Genomic DNA, 24,247 nt, shown 5'->3' with positions numbered 1-24,247 from the left:
TAACAGGGTTCGGATTATAGACGATACTTTGACGCAATGGCAAGTATGAAAACGAGGTTTCAGACGACATTGTCGGAACATTGTGATTTTTTTGAAACATTTTCAACAGTGAACATCTCGATACGAATAAGGTCGTCTGAAATATTCAAACACCGCTATTGTGATGAAAATCCTTTATAATCGCGTTTTTACCTCAATCGTTTGACTGCACGGCGGCTTCGCTCGCCGTTTTCTACATTATAGATACAACCTATGCTCAAATTTACCTTACACAAAAAAGACGGTCATGCCCGACGCGGCACGCTGGAACTGAACCACGGCAAAATCGAAACACCCGTATTCATGCCGGTCGGCACTTACGGCTCGGTTAAGGCAATGAATCCGCAAAACCTGCACGATATCAAGGCACAAATTATTTTGGGCAACACTTACCATTTATGGCTGCGTCCCGGTTTGGAAGTCATCGAACAATTCGGCGGCCTGCACGATTTTATCGGCTGGAACAAACCCATCTTGACCGACTCGGGCGGTTTTCAGGTTTTCTCGCTCTCCGACATGCGCAAACTCACTGAAGAAGGCTGTACCTTCCAAAGCCCGATCAACGGCGACAGACTCTTCCTCTCGCCCGAAATCTCCATGAAAATCCAAACCGTACTCAATTCCGACATCGTGATGCAGTTGGACGAATGCACACCGGGCGAAGCAACGCACGAACAGGCGCAAAAATCCCTGCAAATGAGCCTGCGTTGGGCAGAACGAAGCAAAAAAGCTTTTGAAGATTTGAAGAACCCGAATGCCCTATTCGGCATCGTGCAAGGCGCGATGTATGAAGATTTGCGCGAAGAATCGCTGCGCGGCTTGGAACAATTCGACTTCCCCGGCCTTGCCATCGGCGGGCTGTCCGTCGGCGAACCCAAACCCGAAATGTACCGCATGCTGCGCGCCGTCGGACCGATGCTGCCCGAACATAAACCGCATTACCTGATGGGCGTCGGCACACCCGAAGACCTCGTTTACGGCGTGGCGCACGGCGTGGACATGTTCGACTGCGTCATGCCCACCCGCAATGCGCGAAACGGCTGGCTGTTCACCCGTTTCGGCGATTTGAAAATCAAAAACGCCAAACACAAGCTCGACAAGCGCCCGATAGACGAAAGCTGCACCTGCTACGCCTGCCAAAACTTCAGCCGCGCCTACCTGCACCACCTGCACCGCGCCGGCGAAATCTTGGGCGCGCAACTCAACACCATCCACAACCTGCATTTCTACCAAGTCATCATGGCAGAAATGCGCGAAGCCATCGAGCAAGGAAAATTTGCCGATTGGCAGGCTCAATTCCATGAAAACCGCGCCCGCGGTGTAGATTGAGATTGAACTATGCTTATTGAGGTCGTCTGAAAACGTTTAACTTGATTATTCCCTTTGTTTTTCAGATGACCTTTCACACAAAAAATCATTCAATATTAAAGAAACAAACCATGCCCCGTTTCCTGCCAGAGCCTCCCCTCCCCTATACCGAACAAAACCGTACCGCCGTCCTACTGCTTAACCTCGGCACACCGGATGCTCCGACCGCACAAGCCGTCAAACCCTACCTGCTCGACTTTTTATCCGACCAACGCGTGGTGGAACTGCCGAAGCTATTGTGGCAACCGATCTTGCGCGGCCTGATACTGACGCTGCGCCCGAAAAAAAGCGCGCACGCCTATGAAAAAATCTGGTTTAAAGACGGCTCACCCTTATTGGTTTATACCGCACGCCAAGCCGAAACCTTGGGCAAACTACTGCCGGATATAACCGTCCGCTACGCCATGACTTACGGCAACCCGGGCGTTGACGACGTCTTGGCGGAATTGAAATCGCAAGGCATCGGTAATCTTTTGGTAGTCCCACTCTACCCGCAATATGCGGCATCGAGCACAGGTGCGGCTTTGGATAAAGTATTCTTGCAATTACTGCGCCAGCGCAACCAACTCAGCATACGCACGGTGTCCCGTTTCTACGAGGATGCAGGTTATATCGAAGCCATGAAAAAACATATTCAGGCATATTGGACGGAACACGGACGCGGCGAAAAACTGATGCTGAGTTTTCACGGCATACCGCAGAAACAGTACGACGAGGGCGACCCTTATCCCGACGAATGCCGCCATACGGCCAAACTGCTTGCCGAAGCCTTGGGACTGACTGAGCAGGAATATATCGTCTCCTTCCAAAGCCAGTTCGGCAAGGCGAAATGGGTTAAACCGAGTACGCAGGTTCTGTTTGACGAACTGCCGAAACAAGGCATAACGAAATTGGACGTTTTCTGTCCGGGCTTCATGGCAGACTGCTTGGAAACGATGGAAGAAATCGCTTTGATGGGGCGCGAACAATTTCATGCCGCCGGCGGTAAAGAATACCGCTATATCCCCTGCCTGAACGACAGCGCAGAATGGATAGGCGCACTGGCAGATTTGGTGCGGCGCAATTTGTGCGGATGGGTTTGAAGCATCCCCGTTGTTTCTTTGACTTAAATCTAAGGTCGTCTGAAAAGCTTCGGCAGGATAGGTTTTCAGACGACCTTTATTGTATGATTGCCCTATTCCTTTAAAACAAAAACATCCCGACCATCTGCAAGGACAAACCATGAAAACCATCCACATCCTGACACTTGCCGCACTCTCCTGTTTTTCCGCCCCAACCTTCGCCGCCGATGCCGCACAGATGGCGCAAGGGCAGAAAATTTACGAAACCAACTGCGCCGCCTGCCACGGTAAAAAAGGCGAAGGCAGAGGAGCAATGTTCCCGCCCCTGTTCCGTTCCGACTACATCATGAAAAAACCGCAGGTACTGTTGAACAGCATGCTCAAAGGCATCAACGGCCCGATCAAGGTTAACGGCAAACCCTACAACGGCTTCATGCCTGCAACAGCCATCAACGAAGCGGACGTAGCAGCAGTTTCGACCTACATTATGAATGCATTTGATAACGGCGGCGGCACCATCACCGAAAAAGATGTGAAAGCGGCAAAAGGCAAAAAATAACCGCTTCCGCACCCAAGAGGTCGTCTGAAACCATGCTTTCAGACGACCTCTGTTATAATCGCTCCGCTTTGCAACAAATGACTTCCCGATTCTGCCGCCCGAAGGACGGTGCTCCGACCATTAAGGATTTTGATGAATATGTTTACCCAAGCAGCCCAAGAATTGACCACCGTCCGCGACATCTTGCGTTTCGCCGTCAGCCGTTTCAACGATGCCGGTTTGTTTTTCGGGCATGGCTCGGACAACGCGCACGACGAAGCCGCCTACCTCATCCTGCATACCCTCAACCTGCCTTTGGACACGCTGGAGCCCTACCTCGATGCCAAGCTGCTGCAAAGCGAGAAAGAAGAAGTGTTGGCAGTACTGGAACGCCGCGCAGTCGAACACATCCCCGCCGCCTACCTTACCCATCAGGCATGGCAAGGCGATTTCGATTTTTATGTTGACGAACGCGTCATCGTACCGCGCTCGTTTATTTACGAGCTGCTCGGCGACAACCTTACCCCTTGGATAGAACACCCCGAATTGGTTCACCGCGCATTGGACTTGTGTACCGGCAGCGGCTGCCTCGCCATCCAAATGGCACACCACTACCCCGCCGCCGAAATTGACGCCGTCGATTTGAGTTTGGATGCGCTGGAAGTAGCCGCCATCAACGTTGAAGATTATGGTTTGGAAGAGCGCATCAACCTGATTCACACCGACTTGTTCGAAGGTTTGGAAGGCACATACGACCTGATCGTTTCCAACCCGCCCTACGTCGATGCCGAATCGGTCGATATGTTGCCCGACGAATACCTGCACGAACCCGAACTCGCCCTGGGCAGCGGCGAAGACGGCTTGGACGCCACCCGCCAAATCCTGCTGCACGCCGCCAAATACCTGAATCCCAAAGGCGTACTGCTGGTCGAAATCGGACACAACCGCGACGTATTGGAAGCTGCCTATCCCGAATTGGCGTTCACTTGGCTGGAAACCAGCGGCGGCGACGGATTCGTGTTCTTGCTGACCCGCGAGCAGCTATTGGGCGAATACTAACCCATTCTTTTTCAAGCAGCATTGATATAAAAAGGTCGTCTGAAAACTTTCAGACGACCTTTTTTCAACCTTTTAAGCGATTAACAACATCTTCCGCCGTTTGCGCCGCAGCGGCGTTTGCGGCAGTAGTCTTGAAATTGCAGCTCGGTCATGACGGGGGCGTTGGGATTATGTTTGCGCTGTTGGGCAACGTAGTTTTCATAATCGGGCACGCCTGCCATGAGATTGGCGGTAAGTTTGGCGGTTTTCCACCAAGCGGCGAGTTTACGCTTCACCTTGTGCCTCCGGTTGTTTGCCGTCGCGGTACACTGCCGGAATTTCTTTGGCGGTCGGCCAGCCAACTTTGCGTGCTTTCATGGCGGTACGTACGCCGTAGATGGCAACGATGACGACGACGGAGAGGAACAATGCGGTCAAGCCGGCATTGATTTTGTCGTTGAAGATAATCTGCGACATTTCGCCGATGTCTTTAGCGGGTGCGAGGACTTCGTTTTTAGCCAATGCGTCGCTGTATTTGCCGGCATGGGCAAGGAAGCTGACGCGCGGGTCGCTGTGGAACAGTTTTTGCAGACCGGCGTAGCAGGTTACAAACAGTACGCCGACGGCGGGAACGAGTGCCACCCAGACATAACGGTCGCGTTTCATCTTAATCAATACAACGGCACACATAATCAATGCTACGCCTGCCAGCATTTGGTTGGCGATGCCGAACAAAGGCCAGAGCGAGTTGATGCCGCCCAGCGGGTCGGTTACGCCGGTGTAGAGGAAGTAGCCCCACAATGCCACGGCGAAGAAGGTCGCAATCAGGTTGGCAGGGATGGAGTCGGTGTTGCCGAAAGGTTTGTAGAAAATACTGCCCAAGTCTTGAATCATGAAACGTGCGACGCGCGTACCGGCATCGACGGCGGTCAGGATGAACAAGGCTTCAAACAACAGGGCAAAGTGATACCAGAATGCCATCATGGCTTCGCCCGGAATCAGACGGCTCATGATGTGTGCCATACCGACTGCGAGGGTTGGCGCACCGCCTGCACGGGAAAGGATGGTGTTTTCGCCCACTTCCTTAGCGGTGTGCAACAGGGTTGCGGCATCGACGGGGAATTGCAGCTTGGTGGTAATCACTTCAGCGGCGGTATTGGCATCTGTACCGATCAGGGCGGCGGGGCTGTTCATGGCGAAGTAAACGCCGGGATCAAGCGATGACGCGGCAGCCAAGGCCATAATCGCCACGAAGCTTTCCATAATCATACCGCCGTAACCGATCATGCGGACGTGGGTTTCGTTTTCCAGCATTTTCGGCGTGGTACCGGAAGAAATCAGTGCATGGAAGCCCGAAACCGCACCACAGGCGATGGTAATGAAGAGGAACGGGAACAATGCGCCTGAGAATACAGGACCGGAACCGTCGATGAAGTGGGTCACGGCAGGCATTTGCAGCGCAGGGCTGACGATGAGGATGCCGATGGCGAGGGCGACAATCGTACCGATTTTCAGGAAGGTAGAGAGATAGTCGCGCGGAGTCAGCAACAGCCATACCGGCAATACCGATGCTACGAAACCGTAAATCATAATCGCCCAAGTGAGCTGGATGCCGTCAAGGTCAAACCAATGACCGATGGAGCTGTGCGCCACATTGTCGCCGTAAATGACCGCCAGCATCAGCAGGATAAAGCCGACGATGGAAATCTCGCCGATTTTGCCCGGACGGATATAGCGGGTGTAAATACCCATAAACAGCGCAATCGGCATGGTGGCGGCAATCGTGAACGTACCCCAAGGGCTGTGAACCAGTGCTTTCACCACAATCAGCGCCAACACCGCCATGATGATGACCATAATCATCAAAATACCGATGGACGCGATCACGCCCGGGACGGTGCCGAGTTCTTGTTTTACGATATCGCCCAAAGACTTACCGTCGCGGCGCATGGAGACGAACAAGACCATCATGTCTTGTACCGCACCGGCAAACACTACGCCGAAGATAATCCACAGCGTACCCGGCAGATAACCCATTTGCGCAGCCAGCACGGGACCGACCAACGGACCTGCGCCCGCAATCGCGGCAAAGTGGTGTCCGAACAATACGCCTTTGTGTGTCGGCACATAGTCCAAACCGTCATTGTGCCGCTCGGCGGGCGTGAGGCGGTTCGGATCAAGCTGCATCACATATTTGGCGATGTAGAGACTGTAAAAACGGTAAGCGATGCAGTACACCGATACGGCGGCGGTGACCATCCATACCGCGCTGACCTGCTCGCCCCGACTGATGGCCAAAGTGGTAAAGGACGCTACGCCGACCAAAACCACAATGCCCCAAATAAGGAACGTTTTGAGCGATTTCATTGTTTAATCCTTAAAATACAAGAGTGAGAATATTCGGGTTCTTAATTGTTGCGGGGGGGACAAACTGCATCCCGAAGCATTTATGGAAGAAAAAAATGAAGCGATGATGGTGCGGGAACCCTGGCTTGAGATAATTAATAAACAAGGGAACCAAAACCCTAGAATGTTAACTATTATCAAGCCTAGCGTAAGGTTAACACAATCCGATAACGTGCGGGCTAGATTTAACTCAAGCAATCGTCATTCATTACGATATTACCGCTTATTTTTTGACAGACTCTTTACAAATGCCATAAAGCCACACTGCCCGGTTGCATATGGCTAAAAGGTTAACGCCACGCCATCCCAATTCAATCAGCCCCATAAACAAAAAGGTCGTCCCTTTCGGGTGGCAATATATAAGGTCGTCTGAAAACCTGTTTTCAGACGACCTCTATCTTTTTAAAACTCAATAATCTGTTTCAAATCAATCCGCTTCCAAAACCACTTTCATGGCTTGGTTTTCGGCGGCGTGTTTGAACACGTCGTAGGCTTTTTCCAATTCGCTGAATATGAAACGGTGGGTCAGCATTTTGGTGTAATCGACGGAGCTGCTGGAAATTGCCTTCATCAGCATTTCGGTGGTGTTGGCGTTTACCAGGCCGGTTGTGATGGCGAGGTTTTTAATCCAGAGTTTTTCCAGTTTGAAATCAACGGATTGACCGTGTACGCCGACGACGGCGATATGACCGCCTGGTTTGACGATGTCTTGACACATATTCCATGTGGCGGGGATGCCGACGGCTTCGATGGCGCAGTCCACGCCGTCGTCGCCGACGATGGCAAAGACCTGTTTGAATACGTCGCCTGAAGCAGGGCTGACGGTATGGGTTGCGCCCAATTCTTTCGCCAGTTTCAAACGGTTTTCATCCATATCGCAGACGATGATGGCGGCGGGGCTGTACAGTTGGGCGGTCAACAGGGCGGACATGCCGACAGGGCCTGCGCCTGCAATGAATACGGTATCGCCGGGTTTGACATCGCCGTATTGCACGCCGATTTCGTGGGCGGTCGGCAAGGCGTCGCTCAGCAGCAGGGCAACTTCTTCATTGACGTTGTCGGGCAGCGGAACGAGGCTGTTGTCGGCATAAGGCGTGCGGACGTATTCGGCTTGCGTGCCGTCGATCATGTAGCCCAAAATCCAGCCGCCGTTGCGGCAGTGTGAATAGAGTTGGATTTTGCAGTTGTCGCAAGTACAGCATTTGCTGACGCATGAAATAATGACTTTATCGCCGACTTTGATGTTTTTTACAGCCTCGCCGACTTCTTCTACAATACCGATGCCTTCATGGCCGAGAATACGGCCGTCGGCGACTTCGGGGTTTTTGCCTTTCCAAATACCCAAGTCGGTACCGCAAATCGTGGTTTTGACGATTTTCACCACAGCATCGGTCGAATCGATAATCTGCGGACGGGGTTTTTCTTCAAAACGGATGTCGTTTGCGCCGTGATAAACCATTGCTTTCATGCTGATACTCCTTGCTTGTTGTTGATAAATAATTTCAATACTGCAATAAAGTGTCTCTATATGAGTTATATACCCCTATAAAACGTAAGTCAATAAGAATTATTTTCATAATGTTATACCATAACATTTTGTTTTCAATATAAATAAAACCACTGATTGATATTAATGAACACACCCACCTCCTTCTCCGAACGGCTCATCTGCTGGCAAAAACAATACGGCAGGCACCACCTCCCTTGGCAGGTCAAAAACCCTTATTGCGTTTGGCTTTCCGAAATCATGCTCCAGCAGACGCAGGTTGCCACCGTGTTGGACTACTATCCGCGTTTCTTGGAAAAATTCCCGACCGTACAAACGCTTGCCGCCGCGCCGCAAGACGAAGTGTTGTCGTTGTGGGCGGGTTTGGGCTATTACAGCCGCGCACGCAATCTGCACAAAGCCGCGCAACAAGTCGTCGAACAATTCGGCGGTACGTTTCCGTCGGAGCGTAAAGACTTGGAAACCCTCTGCGGCGTAGGCAGAAGCACCGCCGCCGCCATTTGCGCCTTCGCCTTCAACCGCCGCGAAACCATTTTGGACGGCAACGTCAAACGCGTACTCTGCCGCGTATTCGCCCGCGACGGCAATCCGCAGGACAAAAAATTTGAAAACTCGCTCTGGACGCTTGCCGAAAGCCTGCTGCCGTCTGAAAACGCCGATATGCCTGCCTACACGCAAGGCTTGATGGACTTGGGCGCAACCGTGTGCAAACGGACAAAACCCTTGTGCCATCAATGCCCGATGGCGGACATCTGCGAAGCGAAAAAGCAAAACCGCATCGCCGAGCTGCCGCGCAAAAAAACCGCCCCCGAAGTGCAAACCCTGCCGCTTTACTGGCTGATTGTCCGCAACCCAGACAGCGCAATCTTGCTGGAAAAACGCCCCGCCAAAGGCATTTGGGGCGGGCTGTATTGCGTGCCGTGTTTTGAAAAATTAGACGAAACATACGCTTGCGCCGAAAAGCTCGGCATTTTTTCAGACGACCTTTCCGAGCAACCCGCCCTTACCCACCGCCTGACGCATCGTTTATTGATGATTACGCCGTTTGAAGCGCAAATCAGTTCGCCCGACACGCTACCCCGTTCTGAAAACGCATCAAAAGATAACTGCCTCTGGATTAAACCCGAAAATTTGGCGGATTACGGTTTGCCCAAACCGCTGGCAGATTATTTGAAACAACGGCAGCAGGCATTGTTTTAAAAATGCTTGAAAATCAAACAGGCAGCATCCAACTCTAAAACACAATAAACATACCCGCGCGTTATACAAACCCGCCCGCGCCCGTCAGGAATCCCATGCACACACTCCCCCTGCTTACCCAACAGTTCGTCGAACTCCCACCGTTTTTCTATTCCCGCGTTTCCCCTGAGCCGCTGACCGCGCCCTATTGGGTCGCCTTCAACACCGATTTGGCGGCAGAGTTGAATTTGGATACAGATTTTCAGACGACTGCCAACCTTGCCTACCTCAGCGGTAACGCGCCGCAATACGCGCCCGCGCCCATTGCCGGTGTTTACAGCGGCCATCAGTTCGGCGTTTATACCCCGCGCCTTGGCGACGGGCGAGCAATCTTGATTGGCGACTCCGTCGATGCAGCAGGACAACGCCAAGAGTGGCAGCTCAAGGGCGCAGGTAAAACGCCCTATTCCCGCTTTGCCGACGGGCGCGCCGTCTTGCGCTCCTCCATACGCGAATACCTCTGTTCCGAAGCCATGCACGGTCTCGGCATCCCCACAACCCGCGCTCTCGCCCTGTGCGGCAGCGACGACCCCGTTTATCGGGAAACCGTCGAAACCGCCGCCGTCTTGACCCGCATCGCCCCGAGTTTTCTGCGTTTCGGCCATTTCGAATACTTCTATTACACCGGCCGCGAAGCCGAAATCCAACAACTTGCCGACTACCTCATCCGGCATTACTACCCCGGCTGCCGAGATGCCGACAATCCCTACGCCGCCCTGTTGGAACAAATCCGCAACCGTACCGCCGATACCGTTGCCGCATGGCAAAGCGTCGGCTTCTGCCACGGCGTGATGAATACCGACAACATGTCTGCACTGGGGCTGACCATAGACTACGGCCCCTTCGGTTTCCTCGACGACTACGACCGCCGCCACGTCTGCAACCACTCCGACACCCAAGGCCGCTACGCCTACAATGCCCAGCCCTTCGTCGCCCATTGGAATTTCTCCGCCCTCGCCTCCTGCTTCGACGCCCTCGTCCCACACGACACCCTCGAACAACTCATCGACGGCTGGACAGAAGTTTTTCAGACGACCTATTTAGAGAAAATGCGCCGCAAACTCGGTTTGCAGCAAGCAGACAAGAGAGACGACGAAAGCCTTATCGCCGACCTCTTCACTGCCCTGCAAGATCAAAAAACCGACTTCACCCTGTTTTTCAGAAACCTGTCCGAAGTCAGCAATATACACGGCGAACCCCTCCCGCCCAAACTCGAACAAACCTTCAAAAACGGCGTCCCGCCCGCCTTCATCCGCTGGCTCGGACGCTACCGCCAACGCCTGCGTGCCGAAAACAGCAATCCTGCCGAACGCGCAATACGCATGAACCTGACCAACCCGCTCTACATCCTGCGCAACTACCTTGCCGAACAAGCCATCGCCCAAGCCCGAAACGGCGACTACCGCGAAATCGAACGCCTGCGCCGCTGCCTCGCCCGTCCCTTTGACGAACAGGCAGAGTTCGCCGATCTTGCCGAACCGCCGCCCGAAGGCAGCATTCCGGTTTGCGTCAGTTGTTCAAGTTGAATGAGATTTCCAACAAGGCAAAGGCGAAATCGCCCTATTCGGTCTGTAAGCCCCAAAAACTAAAAGGTCGTCTGAAAACCCAAATTGGTTTTCAGACGACCTTTTGACATTGCCCCAGCCGAAAACAATCGGCTTATTCGGAAATCAACGATGCTGCGGGTTGTAGCGGTTTTCCAAGCGCAGGAACACCCAGCCCAAGAAAGTCGTCATCAAGAGATAAATCAGCGCGACGGTATAGAGCGGTTCTTCATAAACGGAATAGCGGCCGCTAATCGTACTTTGTACATAAGCCAGCTCCGCCACGGCGATAACGGACAACAGCGAGCTGTCTTTCAAAAGCGTAATAAATTCGCTGGCAAGCGGCGGCAGCATACGGCGCAAAGCCTGCGGAAGAATCACATAGCGCATCGCCTGCGGATAAGTCAGCCCCAGCGAACGCGCTGCTTCCATCTGACCGCGGTCGATGGACTGGATGCCCGCGCGGAAAATCTCGCAGATATATGCGCCGGAGTTGGCAATCAAGGCAAGCGAACCGGCAATCAGCGCGCCGTAAGAACGTCGGATTTCCACCGCCTCGTCGCCGTTAATCAGCAAACCGTCGGTAGGATGGACGAAAAACGGGAACCAGACGTAAGACCAAATCACAATCTGCACAAACAGCGGCGTACCACGGAACAGCGTTACATACAGCAGCGAAACCTTACGCAAAACCCAAGCCAGCGCGCGCATGGGCGCACCCGCCTTTTCCAGATGGATCAAGCGCGCCAACGCGAGCAGCAGACCCAATACGGAGCCGCCCGCCGTCGCCACTACGGTCAAGCCCAGCGTCGTCAGCGCGCCGTAGAAAAACATCCAGCGGTATTCGTAAATAATGTCAAACCGAAAATCCATACTCGTCCGCCTGTCTAAAACTCCGGGAAACGGTTTGCGGCAGCCGCCCGATTCCCGAACATTGGAAAAATGAAACTCGATATTTTACAAGAAAATACATTCTTTGAATGCCTTTTTGTTAAATTAATCGGGTTGCCGTCCGTTTTTTTACATTTCCCCACCCGTCGCGCCTATCCGCCCATTGCCACTCAGAAACCTGTTTTCCTCTGAAAAAACAACGCAAAACAATCCCGATATGTCGCCGTAAAATTGACCGTCCCGACAAAAAAGCGGATAATCCGCCCATCCTTAAAACACCTTTTCAGACGACCTTTCCCCGTGATTCAAAAGGTCGTCTGAAACCTTTTATAAAGCTCAAACATGAAAGCACCCGAACTCCTCCTTCCCGCCGGCGGCCTCGAACGTATGCGCGCCGCCTACGACTACGGCGCAGACGCCGTTTATGCCGGCAGCCCGCGTTACTCCCTGCGCGCCCGCAACAACGAATTTGCCAAACTCGACGTCCTTGAGCAAGGCATTAAAGAAGCGCACGAGCGCAACAAAAAATTCTTTTTGACCGTCAACACCCTGCCGCACAATTCCAAGCTCAAAACCTTCGTCGCCGACATGGAGCCGCTGATTGCCATGAAACCCGACGCGCTGATCATGGCGGATCCGGGTTTGATTATGACCGTGCGCGAAAAATGGCCGGAGATGCCGATCCACCTGTCCGTACAGGCGAACACCACCAACTACTGGGGCGTGAAATTCTGGCAGAACATCGGCGTCGAACGCATCATCCTGTCGCGCGAATTGAGCATGGAAGAAATCGCCGAAATCCGCCAAGAATGCCCCGACATCGAACTCGAAGTCTTCATCCACGGCGCATTGTGCATCGCCTACTCAGGCCGTTGCCTATTGTCAGGCTATTTCAACCACCGCGACCCCAACCAAGGCACCTGCACCAACTCCTGCCGCTGGGACTACAAAGTCCACAACGCCACTGAAAGCGATGCGGGCGATGCCCAGCTTCTGCAAGGCTTCAACTTTGAAAAAGCCCAAGAAGAAGCCAACCAGAACTTCGAAGGCATCAACGGTCAGAAACGCCACCCCTACGCCGACAAAGTCTTCCTGATTGAAGAGTCCAACCGCCCCGGCGAGATGATGCCGATTATGGAAGACGAACACGGCACCTACATCATGAATTCCAAAGACCTGCGCGGTATCGAAGTCGTCGAGAAACTCGCCAAAATCGGCGTGGACAGCCTCAAAGTCGAAGGCCGCACCAAGTCGCTCTACTACGTCGCCCGCGTCGCCCAGTCCTACCGCAAAGCGATTGACGATGCCGTTGCAGGCAGCCCGTTTGACTACGGCTTATTGAGCGAACTCGAAGGCCTCGCCAACCGCGGCTACACCAGCGGCTTCCTCGAACGCCACCAAACCCAAGACTATCAAAACTACCTCAGCGGCCATTCCACCGCCAAACAAAGCCAATACGTCGGCCACGTTACCGAAATCGACGCCGAAGGCTGGGCAACGGTGGAAGTCAAAAACCGCTTCGCCGTCGGCGACACTTTGGAAATCATCCATCCCGAAGGCAACCAAACCGTTACGCTGGAACAAATGACCCGCAAAGGCGCAGCCGTCGAAGTCGCCCCGGGCAACGGCATCCAAGTCAAAATCCCGAATATGCAGGGCAAAGAAAAAGCCTTGCTGGCTCGGGTCATCAAATAATCATGAGGTCGTCTGAAAATTTTCAGACGACCTTTTGCCTTTCCTGCTCCGCTTCTTCTAAAATATCCAAATAAACGGTTTCAAAACATTCCTTCAATATTAATATATCCTTATTTTTTCATATTGATTTAACAAGAAAATTTCCTCTGCAATCTTTAATCGATAAAATATAAATGTTTTCAAAACTTAACGTCTGTATATAAGCCATTAATTCTTTGGTTAGTTGCTTCATGAATGGGGTGATTGGTTGAAAATCGATATTGCTGCGGTTTGCTAAGTAGGAAGTTATCAGATAAGGTGTACTACAAGCGGTTACATCCGTGAGTATAAAATTAATCAATAAGATAGTTGATTCAATATAAAACTGTTACATCTCACAACAAACGGAAGGCTCTCCCTCGACCGTTTGCACATCAAACCGTTTGCACACCAAACAGAAAGGAAAAAACCATGCTTCATTATGCAGTTGTTTTCTTTGTTATCGCCATTATTGCAGCCGTACTGGGCTTCGGCGGTATTGCAGGCAGCGCGGCAGGTATCGCTAAAATCCTGTTTGTCGGTTTCCTGATTTTGTCAGTGTTGTCCCTGATTTTTGGCAAGAAAAAATAAAACTGACAAACAGATAAGGCGTAACCACGCTACCTTCTGAATGAACGTTTTTTAAAACAAAGGTCGTCTGAAATTTTCAGACGACCTTTCTTCATATCAAACCTTAATCTTCATACGCTTCCGTCAGCGGGCAGGTGCAGACCAGATTCCGGTCGCCGTACACGTCGTCCACGCGGTTGACGCTCGGCCAGAATTTGTTTTCGCGCACGAAAGGCAGCGGGAAGACGGCTTCTTCACGGGAATACGGGTGCGCCCATTCGCCGGTTACGTCGGCGGCGGTGTGCGGGGCGTTGACCAGCGGGTTGTCGTCTTTCGGCCATTCGCCGCGTTCGACTTTCAGCACTTCCTGTTTGATTTGTTTCAGGGCGGCGATGAAGCGGTCGAGTTCGGCTTTGCTCTCGCTTTCGGTCGGCTCGATCATCAGCGTGCCGGCAACGGGGAAGGAGACGGTCGGGGCGTGGAAACCGTAGTCCATCAGGCGTTTGGCGATGTCGGTTTCGGTGATGCCGCTTTCGGCTTTGAGCGGGCGCAAATCGACGATGCATTCATGCGCGACACGGCCGTTTTTGCCTGTGTAGAGGACGGGATAGTCTTCACTCAGGCGTTTGGCGACGTAGTTGGCGTTGAGCAATGCCCAGCGCGTTGCCTGCTCCATGCCTTGTTTGCCCATCATGGTCAGGTACATCCAGGTAATCGGCAGGATGGACGCGGAACCGAACGCTGCGGCGGCAACGGCGGTTTGGTCGGCACTGGCGCTGTGGGTGTCGGTCAAGGCGTGTCCCGGTGCAAACGGAGCGAGGTGGGCTTTCAGGCCGATGGGACCCATGCCTGGGCCGCCGCCGCCGTGGGGGATGCAGAAGGTTTTGTGCAGGTTCATGTGCAATACGTCCGCGCCGACTTCGGCGGGCTGCATGATGCCGATTTGGGCGTTGAGGTTGGCGCCGTCCATGTAAACCTGTCCGCCGTTTTCATGGATGATGCGGCAGATGTCGCGGATGCCTTCTTCGTACACGCCGTGGGTGGACGGGTAGGTAATCATGATGGCGGACAAGGCGTCGCGGTGTTGTTCGGCTTTGGCTTTCAAATCGTCGATGTTGACGTTGCCGTGTTCGTCGGTATCGACGACGACGACTTTCAAACCGAGCATGGCGGCGGTGGCGGGGTTGGTGCCGTGGGCGGATTTGGGAATCAGGCAGATGTTGCGGTGCGCTTCGCCTTGGGCTTCCTGATAGCGGCGGATGGCGAGCATACCGCTGTATTCGCCCTGCGCGCCGGAGTTGGGCTGGAAGGAAATCGCGTCAAAGCCGGTGATGGCTTTCAGGCTGTTCTCCATGTCGGTCAGGAGTTCGCGGTAGCCTGCGGTTTGGGTTTCGGGGGCGTAGGGGTGGATGTCGGAGAACTCCGCCCAAGTAATCGGCAGCATTTCAGCGGTGGCGTTGAGCTTCATGGTGCAGCTTCCCAGCGAAATCATGCTGCGGTTCATCGCCAAATCGCGGTCTTCGAGCTTTTTCAGGTAGCGCAGCATTTCGTGTTCGGTGTGGTAACGGTTGAACACGGGATGTTGCAAGATATTGTCTTGGCGCAGGAATTCAGTTTTCAGACGACCTTTGACGTCGTCTGAAAGCGTAAAGGTGTTGTTGCCGGTGAAGGCGTAGTACAACACGGCAAGGTCTTCGCGCACGGATGTTTCGTGGAAGGCGGCGGCGATTCGGGTGTCGCTGACGCGGCGCAGGTTGTAGCCCAGTTCCAAAGCGGTTTGGAACGCTTTGTCCGCTTTTTCTTTGCTGCCGAAATCAACGGTAACGGTATCGAAGAAGACTTCGTGAACCACTTTCAGGCCGTCTGAAACCAGCGCTTCAGCAAAGACGGAAGCCAGCGCGTGAATGCGGTTGGCGATGCGTTTCACACCTTCGGGGCCGTGATAAACGGCGTACATGCCCGCCAAGTTCGCCAGCAACGCCTGCGCGGTGCAGATGTTGGACGTGGCTTTTTCGCGGCGGATATGTTGCTCGCGGGTCGATAGCGCCATGCGCAGCGCGGGTTTGCCCGATGCGTCTTTGGATACGCCGATGATGCGGCCCGGGGCGGAGCGTTTGAACTCGTCTTTAAACGCGAAATAAGCAGCGTGCGGCCCGCCGAACCCCATCGGTACGCCGAAGCGTTGCGTGTTGCCCAGCGCGATGTCCGCACCCAATTCGGCAGGCGATTTCAGCAAGACCAAGCTCATGATATCGGCGGCAACGGCGACAATCGTGCCTTTGGTTTTCAGACGACCTATGATGCTTTGCAAGTCTTGTACGTCGCCGTCTTTACCGACGTATTGGAACAGCGCGCCGAAGTATTCGCCGTCATCCGCTTTGGCAAAATCGCCGACCACCAGCTCGAAGCCGAAATATTTGGCGCGGGTTTTCATCACGTCCAAAGTCTGCGGATAAACGCGCTCGTCCACAAAGAAGCGCTCGGATTTCACCTTGCCCACGCGGTGCGCCATCGCCATCGCTTCGGCAGCGGCGGTCGCTTCGTCCAACAAAGACGCGCCCGCCACAGGGAAACCGGTCAAATCGATACACACCTGCTGGAAGTTCAACAGCGCTTCCAAACGCCCCTGCGCGATTTCCGCCTGATACGGCGTGTAGGCGGTGTACCAGCCCGGATTTTCCAATACGTTGCGCAAAATCACGTTCGGCACGCGGGTCGGATAATAGCCCAAGCCGATATAGGATTTGTTGATCACGTTTTTCGCCGCAATGGCTTTCAGCTTCGCCAAAGCGTCCGCCTCAGTCAGGGCTTCGGGCAGGTCGAGTTCGGACGGCATACGGATGCTTTGCGGCACGGTGTTGCCGACAAAATCGTCCATGCTCTTCTCGCCGAGCGCTTCCAAAAGCGCAGCCTCGTCGCCGAAACTCAAATGACGCGCGGCAAATTCGTTGGGGTTGAACAGTTCGGATAGTTTCATTTCTACTCCTTTTTTGTTGTAGGAATCTGCCGTTGGGCAGGTGTTTTGATGTTTCAGACGACGTTTGGATTCGGGAGGTCATCTGAAATTATTTAAAAGGTGTTTTTACGGCGTTCATCATCCTTTCTCAGGAAAATTACCGTCCAAATTAAGCTGATTAAAATATTTCCAAAAAATACAATCTCAAAAAAACAAACAAATCCCCGAGTCAACCGACTCTGCAACTTCCGCTGTTGCGGCTCGGGAAGGCATTAATATGACCGACAGCATAAAGAATCACGCCGAATTCAGGAATGGCCATCAACCAAATACCTGAAATATTCAACCATTTCATCAGCATTTTACAAGCTCGTTTTTTCCATTTTAGGCAGCATGTTGGACGGACCGGTGGAAGATAATGCCCCGGCTGCAGCAACACACAGGCTGAACAGCCCGAATGCTGAAAGGGGAACGTTTTTCCAATTCAAGCCTATCATCTGAAGAAGAAAGGAAGAAAAAATCCAATAATAAAGTGCCGTCAAACCCGTCGCCTTCATCTTATCTTTCCTATTGCATTTCAAATTCATCTTCTCAGCGGTATAACCGACAAAATAACCGGGAATACAATAGGCCAGCAAGATTAGCCCCACAATCAATAGAGAAAATGGAAAAGCAAATTTCAAAAAGTAAAATACACCCCCCAGCAAGACGGAAATATCTACTCCTAGAACAGGGCAAAGAAACAAAATCAGCAACAAATCAATGATAAACATCGGCAATCCCCATATCAAATTGGCGCGCCTATAAGCCCGATAAGGATTGAAATCTTCTTCTGGTGAATGTTCCATAATTTTTCTTCGTAAACTGTGCAAATGACATTTACTTTAAACACTTATGCCCCGCCATACAAGATTTGTATCACATTTCTTCTTTAAAGACCGTCTGGAAACAGATTTTGCCCAAACCCGTTTTCAGACGACCTCTGCCCATTTCGGGCGGCATTCTAAAACTTCTTGATAAACCGGACAGCTTTCAATATGCGCGCCGGACAAGTAGCCGGTACTCATTAAAAATTCGCCGACGATTTCGCCGCCGACAAATTTGAAATGTTTCTTAAAGAGCTTTACCCACCCGGCTTTATCGAGCGGATAGTGCGCATCGAGCCAGTGTTTGAACGAGCCGTATTCTTGCTGTATTTGTTTGATTTGCCGTGCGTTATAAATCGCAGCATTGATTTTCAAACGGTTGCGGACGATGCCTGCGTCGGCAAGCAGGCGTTCGATGTCGGCTTCGTCAAACGCGGCGACAGTGTCAATGTCGAAATTTTTAAATGCAGCCCGAAACGCCTGCTGCTTCTTCAGCATCAATGTCCAGCTCAAACCCGCCTGATTGATTTCCAACACCAGCCGTCCGAACAACTCATTGTCGTCTGAAATCGGAAAACCGTATTGCTTATCGTGGTAATGTTTGTTCGGATTGTCCGTATCGTTTGGGAGGGCGGCAACAAATTCGCAGTAATTCATGTTTTATCGGTCAAGCGAAACAAAGGTCGTCTGAAAACCTAAAACGGGGTTTCAGACGACCTTTCAAAATCAAAACGCGGCAATATGCCTGCCGCGCCATTTTAAAATCAATCCACTTCACCCGCGTATTGTTCGGCGGTCAGCAGGCCGTCGTAGTCGGCAGGGTTGGCAGGTTTGATTTTGAAGAACCAGCCTGCGCCGTATGGGTCGCTGTTGGCGGTTTCCGGCGCGCTGGGCAAATCTTCGTTGACGGCAACGACTTCGCCTGCAATCGGCGCGTACACGTCAGACGCGGCTTTCACAGACTCAACCACACCGGCTTGTTCTTCAGCGGCAAGGTTCGCGCCGACTTCAGGCAGCTCGACGAACACGATGTCGCCCAACAGCTCTTGCGCGTGGTGGGTAATGCCGACGGTAATCGTACCGTCTTCTTCAAGGCGCAGCCATTCGTGGCTGGCAACGTATTTCAGTTCGGCTGGGATGTTGTTGCTCATGGTTTGATTCTCCATTGGTTTTTTGGCTTAAAGGGTGAAGCCTTCGGATAGGATCGACAGGCTGTTCTACGTTTGTTTTCAGACGACCTTTACTTTGAAAAAGGTCGTCTGAAACCGCATCAATCAAACTGTTTCTGTCCGTTGCGTACAAACGGCAGCTTCAATACGCGCACGTCCACTTCCTTGCCGCGCATCAGCACTTTGGCGGTATCGCCGTCAAAATCTTTCGGTACGCGGGCGATGGCGATGGATTGCTTCAGGCTGGGCGAGAATACGCCGCTGGTGGTTTCGCCTTTGTCTTTGTCGGTCAACACCTCCATATGCGCGCGCAGGATGCCGCCTTTGTCGAGCAGCAAACCGACTTGTTTGACGGCAACGCCTTTTTCTTTCAATGCCAACAAGGCGGCTTTACCGACAAAATCGCGGCTTTCGTCTTTCAAATCAACGGTCCAACCCATGCCTGCTTCGAGCGGGCTGGTGTCGTCGTCCATATCGTTGCCGTAGAGGTTCATACCGGCTTCCATGCGCAGGGTATCGCGCGCGCCGAGGCCGCAGGGCTGTACGCCGGCTTGTTGCAGGGCTTTGAAAAATGCGACGGCTTCAGTGCTGGGCAGGATGACTTCGACGCCGTCTTCGCCGGTGTAGCCGGTGCGGGCGACGAACCAGTCGTTGCCCAAATCCGCGCCTTGGAATGGTTTCAGGTTGTGGATGACATCCGCCCATTCGGGTTTGACGGTCAGGAGTTTTTCGATGGCTTTAGGACCTTGCACGGCAAGCATACCGAGGTCGTAACGAGGGTTGAAGGCGACGCCGAATTCTTGTCCGACTTTGTGGAACTGGGCGGTGTCTTTCTCGCGGGTCGCGCCGTTGGATACGATGCGGTATTGGGTTTCGGCTTCGTTGGTGCGGTAAACGATCAAGTCGTCAATCACGCCGCCGTTGTCGTTGAGCAGCGCGGAATAAAGGGCTTTGCCGACGAAGGCGAGTTTGGCAACGTCGTTGGCAATCAGTTTGCGGAAAAAGGCTTTGGCGTTCGCTCCGGCGACATCGGTAACGAGCATGTGGGATACGTCGAACATACCGGCGTCGGTGCGCACGGCTTCGTGTTCGGCGATTTGCGAACCATAATGGATGGGCAGCTCCCAGCCGGCAAAATCGACCAGCTTCGCGCCTGCATCTTGATGGGCTTGGTGAAACGGGGTGGTTTTCAGGGCAGTCATTCTCAGCTTCTCCGGATTTATTGTTCAGATGCCGTCCGCACATAAGCGCGGAAGACCCTATCTGTCCTTGAACCTGAGATTTTCGGCATACCCGCTTGATGGCAAACCAGTCTGCTCACTGCTTTGCGCGGTTGTCTGAATGGTGGTTCAGACGGCCTTCTCCCCTTCGGTGGGTGCGAGCGCACCGCTCTCCAGATGTTTTATTTCAATGTGCAGTCCCTGTTGCCTGAGCGATTTAAGGGCATCTGCGCCTTCGGCGGCTACGCGTAACCTGATGTAGCTCTCTCCTGCACATGGCGCGATTATGGCTTGAAAAGACAGTTTGGGCAAGCCGTCTCTTTGAAATAAAGCCGTTGTGAACCCCCAAAAATCACAAACCATTTAACACAGATTATACCGACAAACCACCCGTCATTAGAGGATAATATGTTAAAAACAACTTATTTAGGATATAATGCCACCAACTTAACCAACTGACCCGGCAAAAGGGTTCGGAGAAAGAACGCAAATGACCCAGCAGATTACTTTGGATAAAACCGATTTGAAAATTTTACAGGTTTTACAGGAAAACGGACGTTTGACCAATGTTGAGCTGGCGGAACGCATCTCCCTCTCCCCCTCGCCCTGCTTACGCCGCCTCAAACAACTGGAAGACGCAGGCATCATCCGCCGCTATGCCGCCCTACTCTCTCCCGCAGCCGTCGATTTGGGCTTGCAAGCGTTTATCCGCGTTTCCATCAGCAAAGCAAAAGACGCACGCGAAGATTTCGCGCAATCGGTACAAGGATGGCCGGAAGTATTGAGCTGCTTCGCCCTTACCGGTGAAACCGACTACCTGCTCCACGCATTTTTCACCGATATGAATGCTTTTTCCCATTTCGTCTTGGATACACTCCTTTCCCACCACGGCGTACAGGACGCTCAATCAAGCTTCGTATTGAAAGAAATCAAAACCACCACCTCCCTGCCGCTTTCGCATTTGGTACGGGAATAGGCAGAGTCTTCAAAAAGGTCATCTGAAATGACAGTTTCAGACGACCTTTTTTATCGCATTACAATAACTTACATTACCGTTTCAGACGACCTTAATCCAAAATCTTGCCGACAATTTCGCCCACATCTTTCGATAATCCATCCTGCGCCCGAATATGCTGCAATTCTTGTTTCACCAAGTTTTTGCGGTGCGGCTCGAGCTTGTTGCAGAGGTTGAACGCCTGCACTAAGCGGGCGGCGACCTGCGGGTTGAAGCGGTCGATTTCGATGACTTTGTCGGCGATGAAGCGGTAGCCGCTGCCGTCTTGTGCGTGAAAATGCGGGACGTTGCGGCTGAAGCTGCCGATGAGCGAACGGGCTTTGTTGGGGTTTTCGAGACTGAATTTCGGATGCTGCAAGGCGGTTTGAACCTGTTGCAGGGTATCGCTGCGGCGGCTTAAGCCGACGAGGGCGAAATATTTGTCCATCACCAGCGCGTCGTCTGAAAACTTGTCGGCAAACTGCGCCAGCAGGCGGTTGCGCGTATCGCTTTCGTTGCCGTTGACGGCGGACAGGATGCCCCATTCGTGGGTCATGTTTTGCGCCATTTCGCCGTATTTTTCGGCAACGGTTTCGATGTGCGCGGGGTCGGCGCGCAGGACGAAGGCGCGGCAGACGTTGCGCAGCGTGCGCCAGCCGGCGGCTTCGGGACTGTATTCATAGCTTTGGTTTTCCTGCTTCGCCGCCTGACGGTTCAATTCGTGCCATTTCGGCAAAAAGCGAACGGCAAGCGTATCCAACAAGGCTTCGCGCGCCTGATGGTAGCGCAGCGGGTCAATGTTTTCCGCGCCGTCCCACAGTTCGGCTTCTGACGGCACGCCCAAAAGCAGGGCTTTGAAGGCGTTATCCAAGAGGTCGTCTGAAATGACTTTTTCGACGGCAGCAAGCAGTTTTTCGTGTTTCGGCAACTCGACGCCGTCTGAAAGCGCGGCAAGGTTGGCGGCGACGGCGCGACGGTAGAGCGTTTGGGCGGCTTCCCAGCGCGTGAAGGCGTCGCTGTCATGGGCAAGCAGGAGCAGCAGGTCGTCGTCGCTGTACGGATAGTTCAGATGCACCGGCGCGCTGAACCCGCGCAGCAGCGAGGGAACGACGGCTTCGGTTACACCTTCGAGCGGGAAGGTCTGTTCGGCTTCGGTCAGCAGCAACACGGCTTCGGCCGCGCGTTTGCCCTGATAATCGAATGCCACCGCTTCGCCGTTGCGGTTCAGCAGTCCGATTTTGACCGGAATCATCATCGGCTGCTTGTCCGCCATATCGGGCGTGGGCGGCACGGTTTGTTTGACGGTCAACTCGAAAATATTGTTTTTCAGACGACCTTCCGCTTCCAAAACGGGCGTGCCCGCCTGGCTGTACCACAAGGCGAACTGGTCGAGATTGATGCCGTTCGCGTCCGCCATCGCCGCGCGGAAATCGTCGCAGGTCACGGCCTGCCCGTCGTGGCGTTGGAAATAGAGCTTCATGCCTTTCTGGAAGCCCTCTTCGCCGAGCAGGGTGTGATACATCCGCACCACTTCCGCGCCTTTTTCATAAACGGTCATGGTGTAGAAATTGTTCATCTCCTCATAGCTGGCGGGGCGCACCGGATGGGCGGTCGGGCCTGCGTCTTCGGGGAACTGGTGCTGGCGCAGCAGGCGGATGTTTTCGATGCGGCGCACGGCGCGGCTGGCGCGGTCGCCGGAAAATTCTTGGTCGCGGAACACGGTCAGCCCTTCCTTCAGCGAAAGCTGGAACCAGTCGCGGCAGGTCACGCGGTTGCCCGTCCAGTTGTGGAAATACTCGTGTCCGACCACGGATTCGATGCCTTCGAAATCGGTATCGGTGGCGGTGCGGCTGTCGGCGAGGACGAACTTGGTATTAAAGATGTTCAAACCCTTGTTTTCCATCGCGCCCATATTGAAATCGCCCACGGCGACGACCATGAAAATATCCAAGTCGTATTCCAAACCGAAACGCGTTTCGTCCCATTTCATCGCGTTTTTCAACGATTCCACGGCAAAGCCAACCTTGGGCTTGTCCGCTTCGGTGGTGTAAAACTCGATTTTGACGTTTCTGCCGCTCATGGTGGTGAAACGGTCTTCCGTGACCGCCAAATCGCCCGCGACCAAAGCAAACAGATAGCTCGGCTTGGCAAACGGGTCTTCCCATTTCACCCAATGGCGGTCGTCTGAAAACTCGCCGCCGTCGATTTTGTTGCCGTTGGAGAGCAAAACGGGATAGCGTTTTTTGTCCGCAACGATGGTGGTCGTGAACTTGGACATCACATCCGGACGGTCGATGTAGAACGTGATTTTGCGGAAGCCTTCCGGCTCGCATTGGGTGAACAGATTGCCGCCGGAAGCATATAGCCCCATCAGCGATTTGTTTTCCGCCGGCAGGATTTCGGTTTCCACTTCAACGGTGAAGCGCTCGGACGGCACGTCTGCAATCGTCAGCGTCTCGCCTTCCAACACATAATCCGCCGCCGCGCCGTTGATTTTGACGGACAAGAGTTTCGCCGAACCGTCCAACACCAGCGGCTCCCCCACCCCCTGCGGCTCGACCGTCAAACGGGATTTCACGACGGTTTGCGGTTCGGCAATGTCAAAATGCAGGTCGGTTTCGAGGATGCGGTAGGCAGGCGTTTGGTAATCTTTCAGATAACGGACGGTTTTGCTCATGGTTTTGCTTTCGGGTAAAAATGGGAATACAGACGGTAAGCATAACGTTTCAGACGACCTTAATTCAAGCCTTCTATCAAATTTTTATCGTATAGTGGATTAAGGTCGTCTGAAACCCGAGACTATTGCAAACATACTTAACTTTAAATACAGTAGGTCATCAAATTCCGTCATTCCCGCTCAGGCGGTAATCCATCGTACAATCTAAAGAAACCTCGATTTGAAAAACAGTTTCTGAATTTCAAAAATGGATTCCCGCCTACGCGGGAATGACGGCAGTCAGTAAGTTGCGTATCGAAAATAAAGTAATTTAGCTATATCACAGATTCAAATAAATAAAAACCTTCTGCATATTCGTATTTGCAGCCCACAACGAAAAAAGGTCGTCTGAAACCCAAATTGGATTTCAGACGACCTTTTTATAGTGGATTAAAATTGCAATGATACGGCG

20 protein-coding genes and 1 riboswitch are annotated in these 24,247 nt (G+C 52.9%); of the genes, 9 read left to right on the top strand and 11 right to left on the bottom strand.

The features are described from left to right. The first annotated feature begins 252 nt into the window (after positions 1–252). From tgt to prmB, 4 genes are all read left to right on the top strand, one after another. Positions 253–1,368 carry a tRNA guanosine(34) transglycosylase Tgt gene (gene tgt / locus HMPREF2954_RS05860; RefSeq protein WP_045072400.1) on the top strand — a complete coding sequence of 372 codons (1,116 nt, stop codon included), beginning with the start codon at positions 253–255 and terminating at the stop codon, positions 1,366–1,368. Between the two features lie 110 nt (positions 1,369–1,478). Continuing rightward, positions 1,479–2,489, top strand: coding sequence for a ferrochelatase (gene hemH, locus HMPREF2954_RS05855; RefSeq protein ID WP_045072401.1), 1,011 nt, complete (start codon positions 1,479–1,481; stop codon positions 2,487–2,489). A gap of 139 nt (positions 2,490–2,628) precedes the next feature. Continuing rightward, positions 2,629–3,027 carry a c-type cytochrome gene (locus HMPREF2954_RS05850; RefSeq protein WP_039404779.1) on the top strand — a complete coding sequence of 133 codons (399 nt, stop codon included), beginning with the start codon at positions 2,629–2,631 and terminating at the stop codon, positions 3,025–3,027. A gap of 138 nt (positions 3,028–3,165) precedes the next feature. Continuing rightward, positions 3,166–4,065 carry a 50S ribosomal protein L3 N(5)-glutamine methyltransferase gene (gene prmB, locus HMPREF2954_RS05845; protein ID WP_045072494.1) on the top strand — a complete coding sequence of 300 codons (900 nt, stop codon included), beginning with the start codon at positions 3,166–3,168 and terminating at the stop codon, positions 4,063–4,065. An 80-nt stretch (positions 4,066–4,145) separates the two neighbouring features. Here the strand turns inward: prmB and HMPREF2954_RS05840 are convergent, their stop codons facing one another. From HMPREF2954_RS05840 to HMPREF2954_RS05830, 3 genes are all read right to left on the bottom strand, one after another. Beyond that, complete coding sequence (locus HMPREF2954_RS05840) at positions 4,146–4,340, bottom strand: YbdD/YjiX family protein (RefSeq protein WP_003744600.1); 195 nt, start codon at positions 4,338–4,340, stop codon at positions 4,146–4,148. Further along, entirely contained in the window at positions 4,330–6,411 is a 2,082-nt protein-coding gene (locus HMPREF2954_RS05835; RefSeq protein ID WP_045072402.1) for a carbon starvation CstA family protein, read from the bottom strand. Before HMPREF2954_RS05835 ends, HMPREF2954_RS05840 begins: the two co-directional genes overlap by 11 nt. Before the next feature lie 466 nt (positions 6,412–6,877). Further along, the gene (locus tag HMPREF2954_RS05830) at positions 6,878–7,918 is read right to left on the bottom strand and encodes a zinc-dependent alcohol dehydrogenase family protein (protein ID WP_045072850.1); all 1,041 of its coding nucleotides are present in this window, start codon (positions 7,916–7,918) and stop codon (positions 6,878–6,880) included. 165 nt (positions 7,919–8,083) lie between these two features. Here HMPREF2954_RS05830 and mutY point away from each other — a divergent pair, with 165 nt between their 5' ends. Further along, positions 8,084–9,157 (top strand): A/G-specific adenine glycosylase, encoded by a 1,074-nt coding sequence (gene mutY / locus HMPREF2954_RS05825; RefSeq protein ID WP_045072849.1) that lies wholly within the window; start codon positions 8,084–8,086, stop codon positions 9,155–9,157. 95 nt (positions 9,158–9,252) lie between these two features. Continuing rightward, complete coding sequence (locus tag HMPREF2954_RS05820) at positions 9,253–10,722, top strand: protein adenylyltransferase SelO (protein ID WP_045072848.1); 1,470 nt, start codon at positions 9,253–9,255, stop codon at positions 10,720–10,722. Between the two features lie 144 nt (positions 10,723–10,866). On the opposite strand, the gene HMPREF2954_RS05815 is transcribed toward HMPREF2954_RS05820, so the two are convergent. After that, positions 10,867–11,613, bottom strand: a complete 747-nt coding sequence (locus HMPREF2954_RS05815; protein ID WP_003759965.1) for an amino acid ABC transporter permease — start codon at positions 11,611–11,613, stop codon at positions 10,867–10,869. A 360-nt stretch (positions 11,614–11,973) separates the two neighbouring features. On the opposite strand from HMPREF2954_RS05815, the gene trhP reads away from it, so the two are divergent. Both trhP and HMPREF2954_RS05805 read left to right on the top strand, forming a co-directional pair. Next, a complete protein-coding gene (gene trhP / locus HMPREF2954_RS05810; protein ID WP_045072847.1) occupies positions 11,974–13,326 on the top strand; it encodes a prephenate-dependent tRNA uridine(34) hydroxylase TrhP in 1,353 nt (450 codons plus the stop codon). 450 nt (positions 13,327–13,776) lie between these two features. Further along, positions 13,777–13,935 carry a DUF1328 domain-containing protein gene (locus HMPREF2954_RS05805; RefSeq protein WP_003744611.1) on the top strand — a complete coding sequence of 53 codons (159 nt, stop codon included), beginning with the start codon at positions 13,777–13,779 and terminating at the stop codon, positions 13,933–13,935. 103 nt (positions 13,936–14,038) lie between these two features. On the opposite strand, the gene gcvP is transcribed toward HMPREF2954_RS05805, so the two are convergent. The 6 genes from gcvP to gcvT form a co-directional block, all read right to left on the bottom strand. After that, a complete protein-coding gene (gcvP, locus tag HMPREF2954_RS05800; RefSeq protein WP_045072846.1) occupies positions 14,039–16,891 on the bottom strand; it encodes an aminomethyl-transferring glycine dehydrogenase in 2,853 nt (950 codons plus the stop codon). A gap of 208 nt (positions 16,892–17,099) precedes the next feature. Further along, positions 17,100–17,231 carry a hypothetical protein gene (locus HMPREF2954_RS13235; RefSeq protein ID WP_275042691.1) on the bottom strand — a complete coding sequence of 44 codons (132 nt, stop codon included), beginning with the start codon at positions 17,229–17,231 and terminating at the stop codon, positions 17,100–17,102. A 1-nt stretch (position 17,232) separates the two neighbouring features. Continuing rightward, positions 17,233–17,718, bottom strand: a complete 486-nt coding sequence (locus HMPREF2954_RS05790; protein ID WP_045072845.1) for a hypothetical protein — start codon at positions 17,716–17,718, stop codon at positions 17,233–17,235. Between the two features lie 123 nt (positions 17,719–17,841). Next, a complete protein-coding gene (locus tag HMPREF2954_RS05785; RefSeq protein WP_045072844.1) occupies positions 17,842–18,393 on the bottom strand; it encodes a DNA-3-methyladenine glycosylase I in 552 nt (183 codons plus the stop codon). 107 nt (positions 18,394–18,500) lie between these two features. After that, positions 18,501–18,887 (bottom strand): glycine cleavage system protein GcvH, encoded by a 387-nt coding sequence (gene gcvH / locus HMPREF2954_RS05780; protein WP_080542344.1) that lies wholly within the window; start codon positions 18,885–18,887, stop codon positions 18,501–18,503. A 119-nt stretch (positions 18,888–19,006) separates the two neighbouring features. Beyond that, complete coding sequence (gene gcvT, locus HMPREF2954_RS05775) at positions 19,007–20,107, bottom strand: glycine cleavage system aminomethyltransferase GcvT (protein WP_045072842.1); 1,101 nt, start codon at positions 20,105–20,107, stop codon at positions 19,007–19,009. A gap of 203 nt (positions 20,108–20,310) precedes the next feature. Continuing rightward, positions 20,311–20,407, bottom strand: a riboswitch (glycine riboswitch). 208 nt (positions 20,408–20,615) lie between these two features. Here gcvT and HMPREF2954_RS05770 point away from each other — a divergent pair. Further along, positions 20,616–21,101, top strand: a complete 486-nt coding sequence (locus HMPREF2954_RS05770; RefSeq protein ID WP_016687311.1) for an Lrp/AsnC family transcriptional regulator — start codon at positions 20,616–20,618, stop codon at positions 21,099–21,101. Positions 21,102–21,192: 91 nt separating this feature from the next. On the opposite strand, the gene pepN is transcribed toward HMPREF2954_RS05770, so the two are convergent. Then, positions 21,193–23,796: an aminopeptidase N gene (pepN, locus tag HMPREF2954_RS05765; protein ID WP_070689043.1), complete on the bottom strand. Its 2,604-nt coding sequence runs from the start codon at positions 23,794–23,796 to the stop codon at positions 21,193–21,195. Positions 23,797–24,247: the final 451 nt, after the last annotated feature.

Source organism: Neisseria sp. HMSC067H09 (assembly GCF_001814135.1).
Lineage (GTDB): Bacteria > Pseudomonadota > Gammaproteobacteria > Burkholderiales > Neisseriaceae > Neisseria.
The sequence above is the reverse complement of the archived record's forward strand: the minus strand, read 5'-3'. Positions and strand labels throughout refer to the sequence as shown.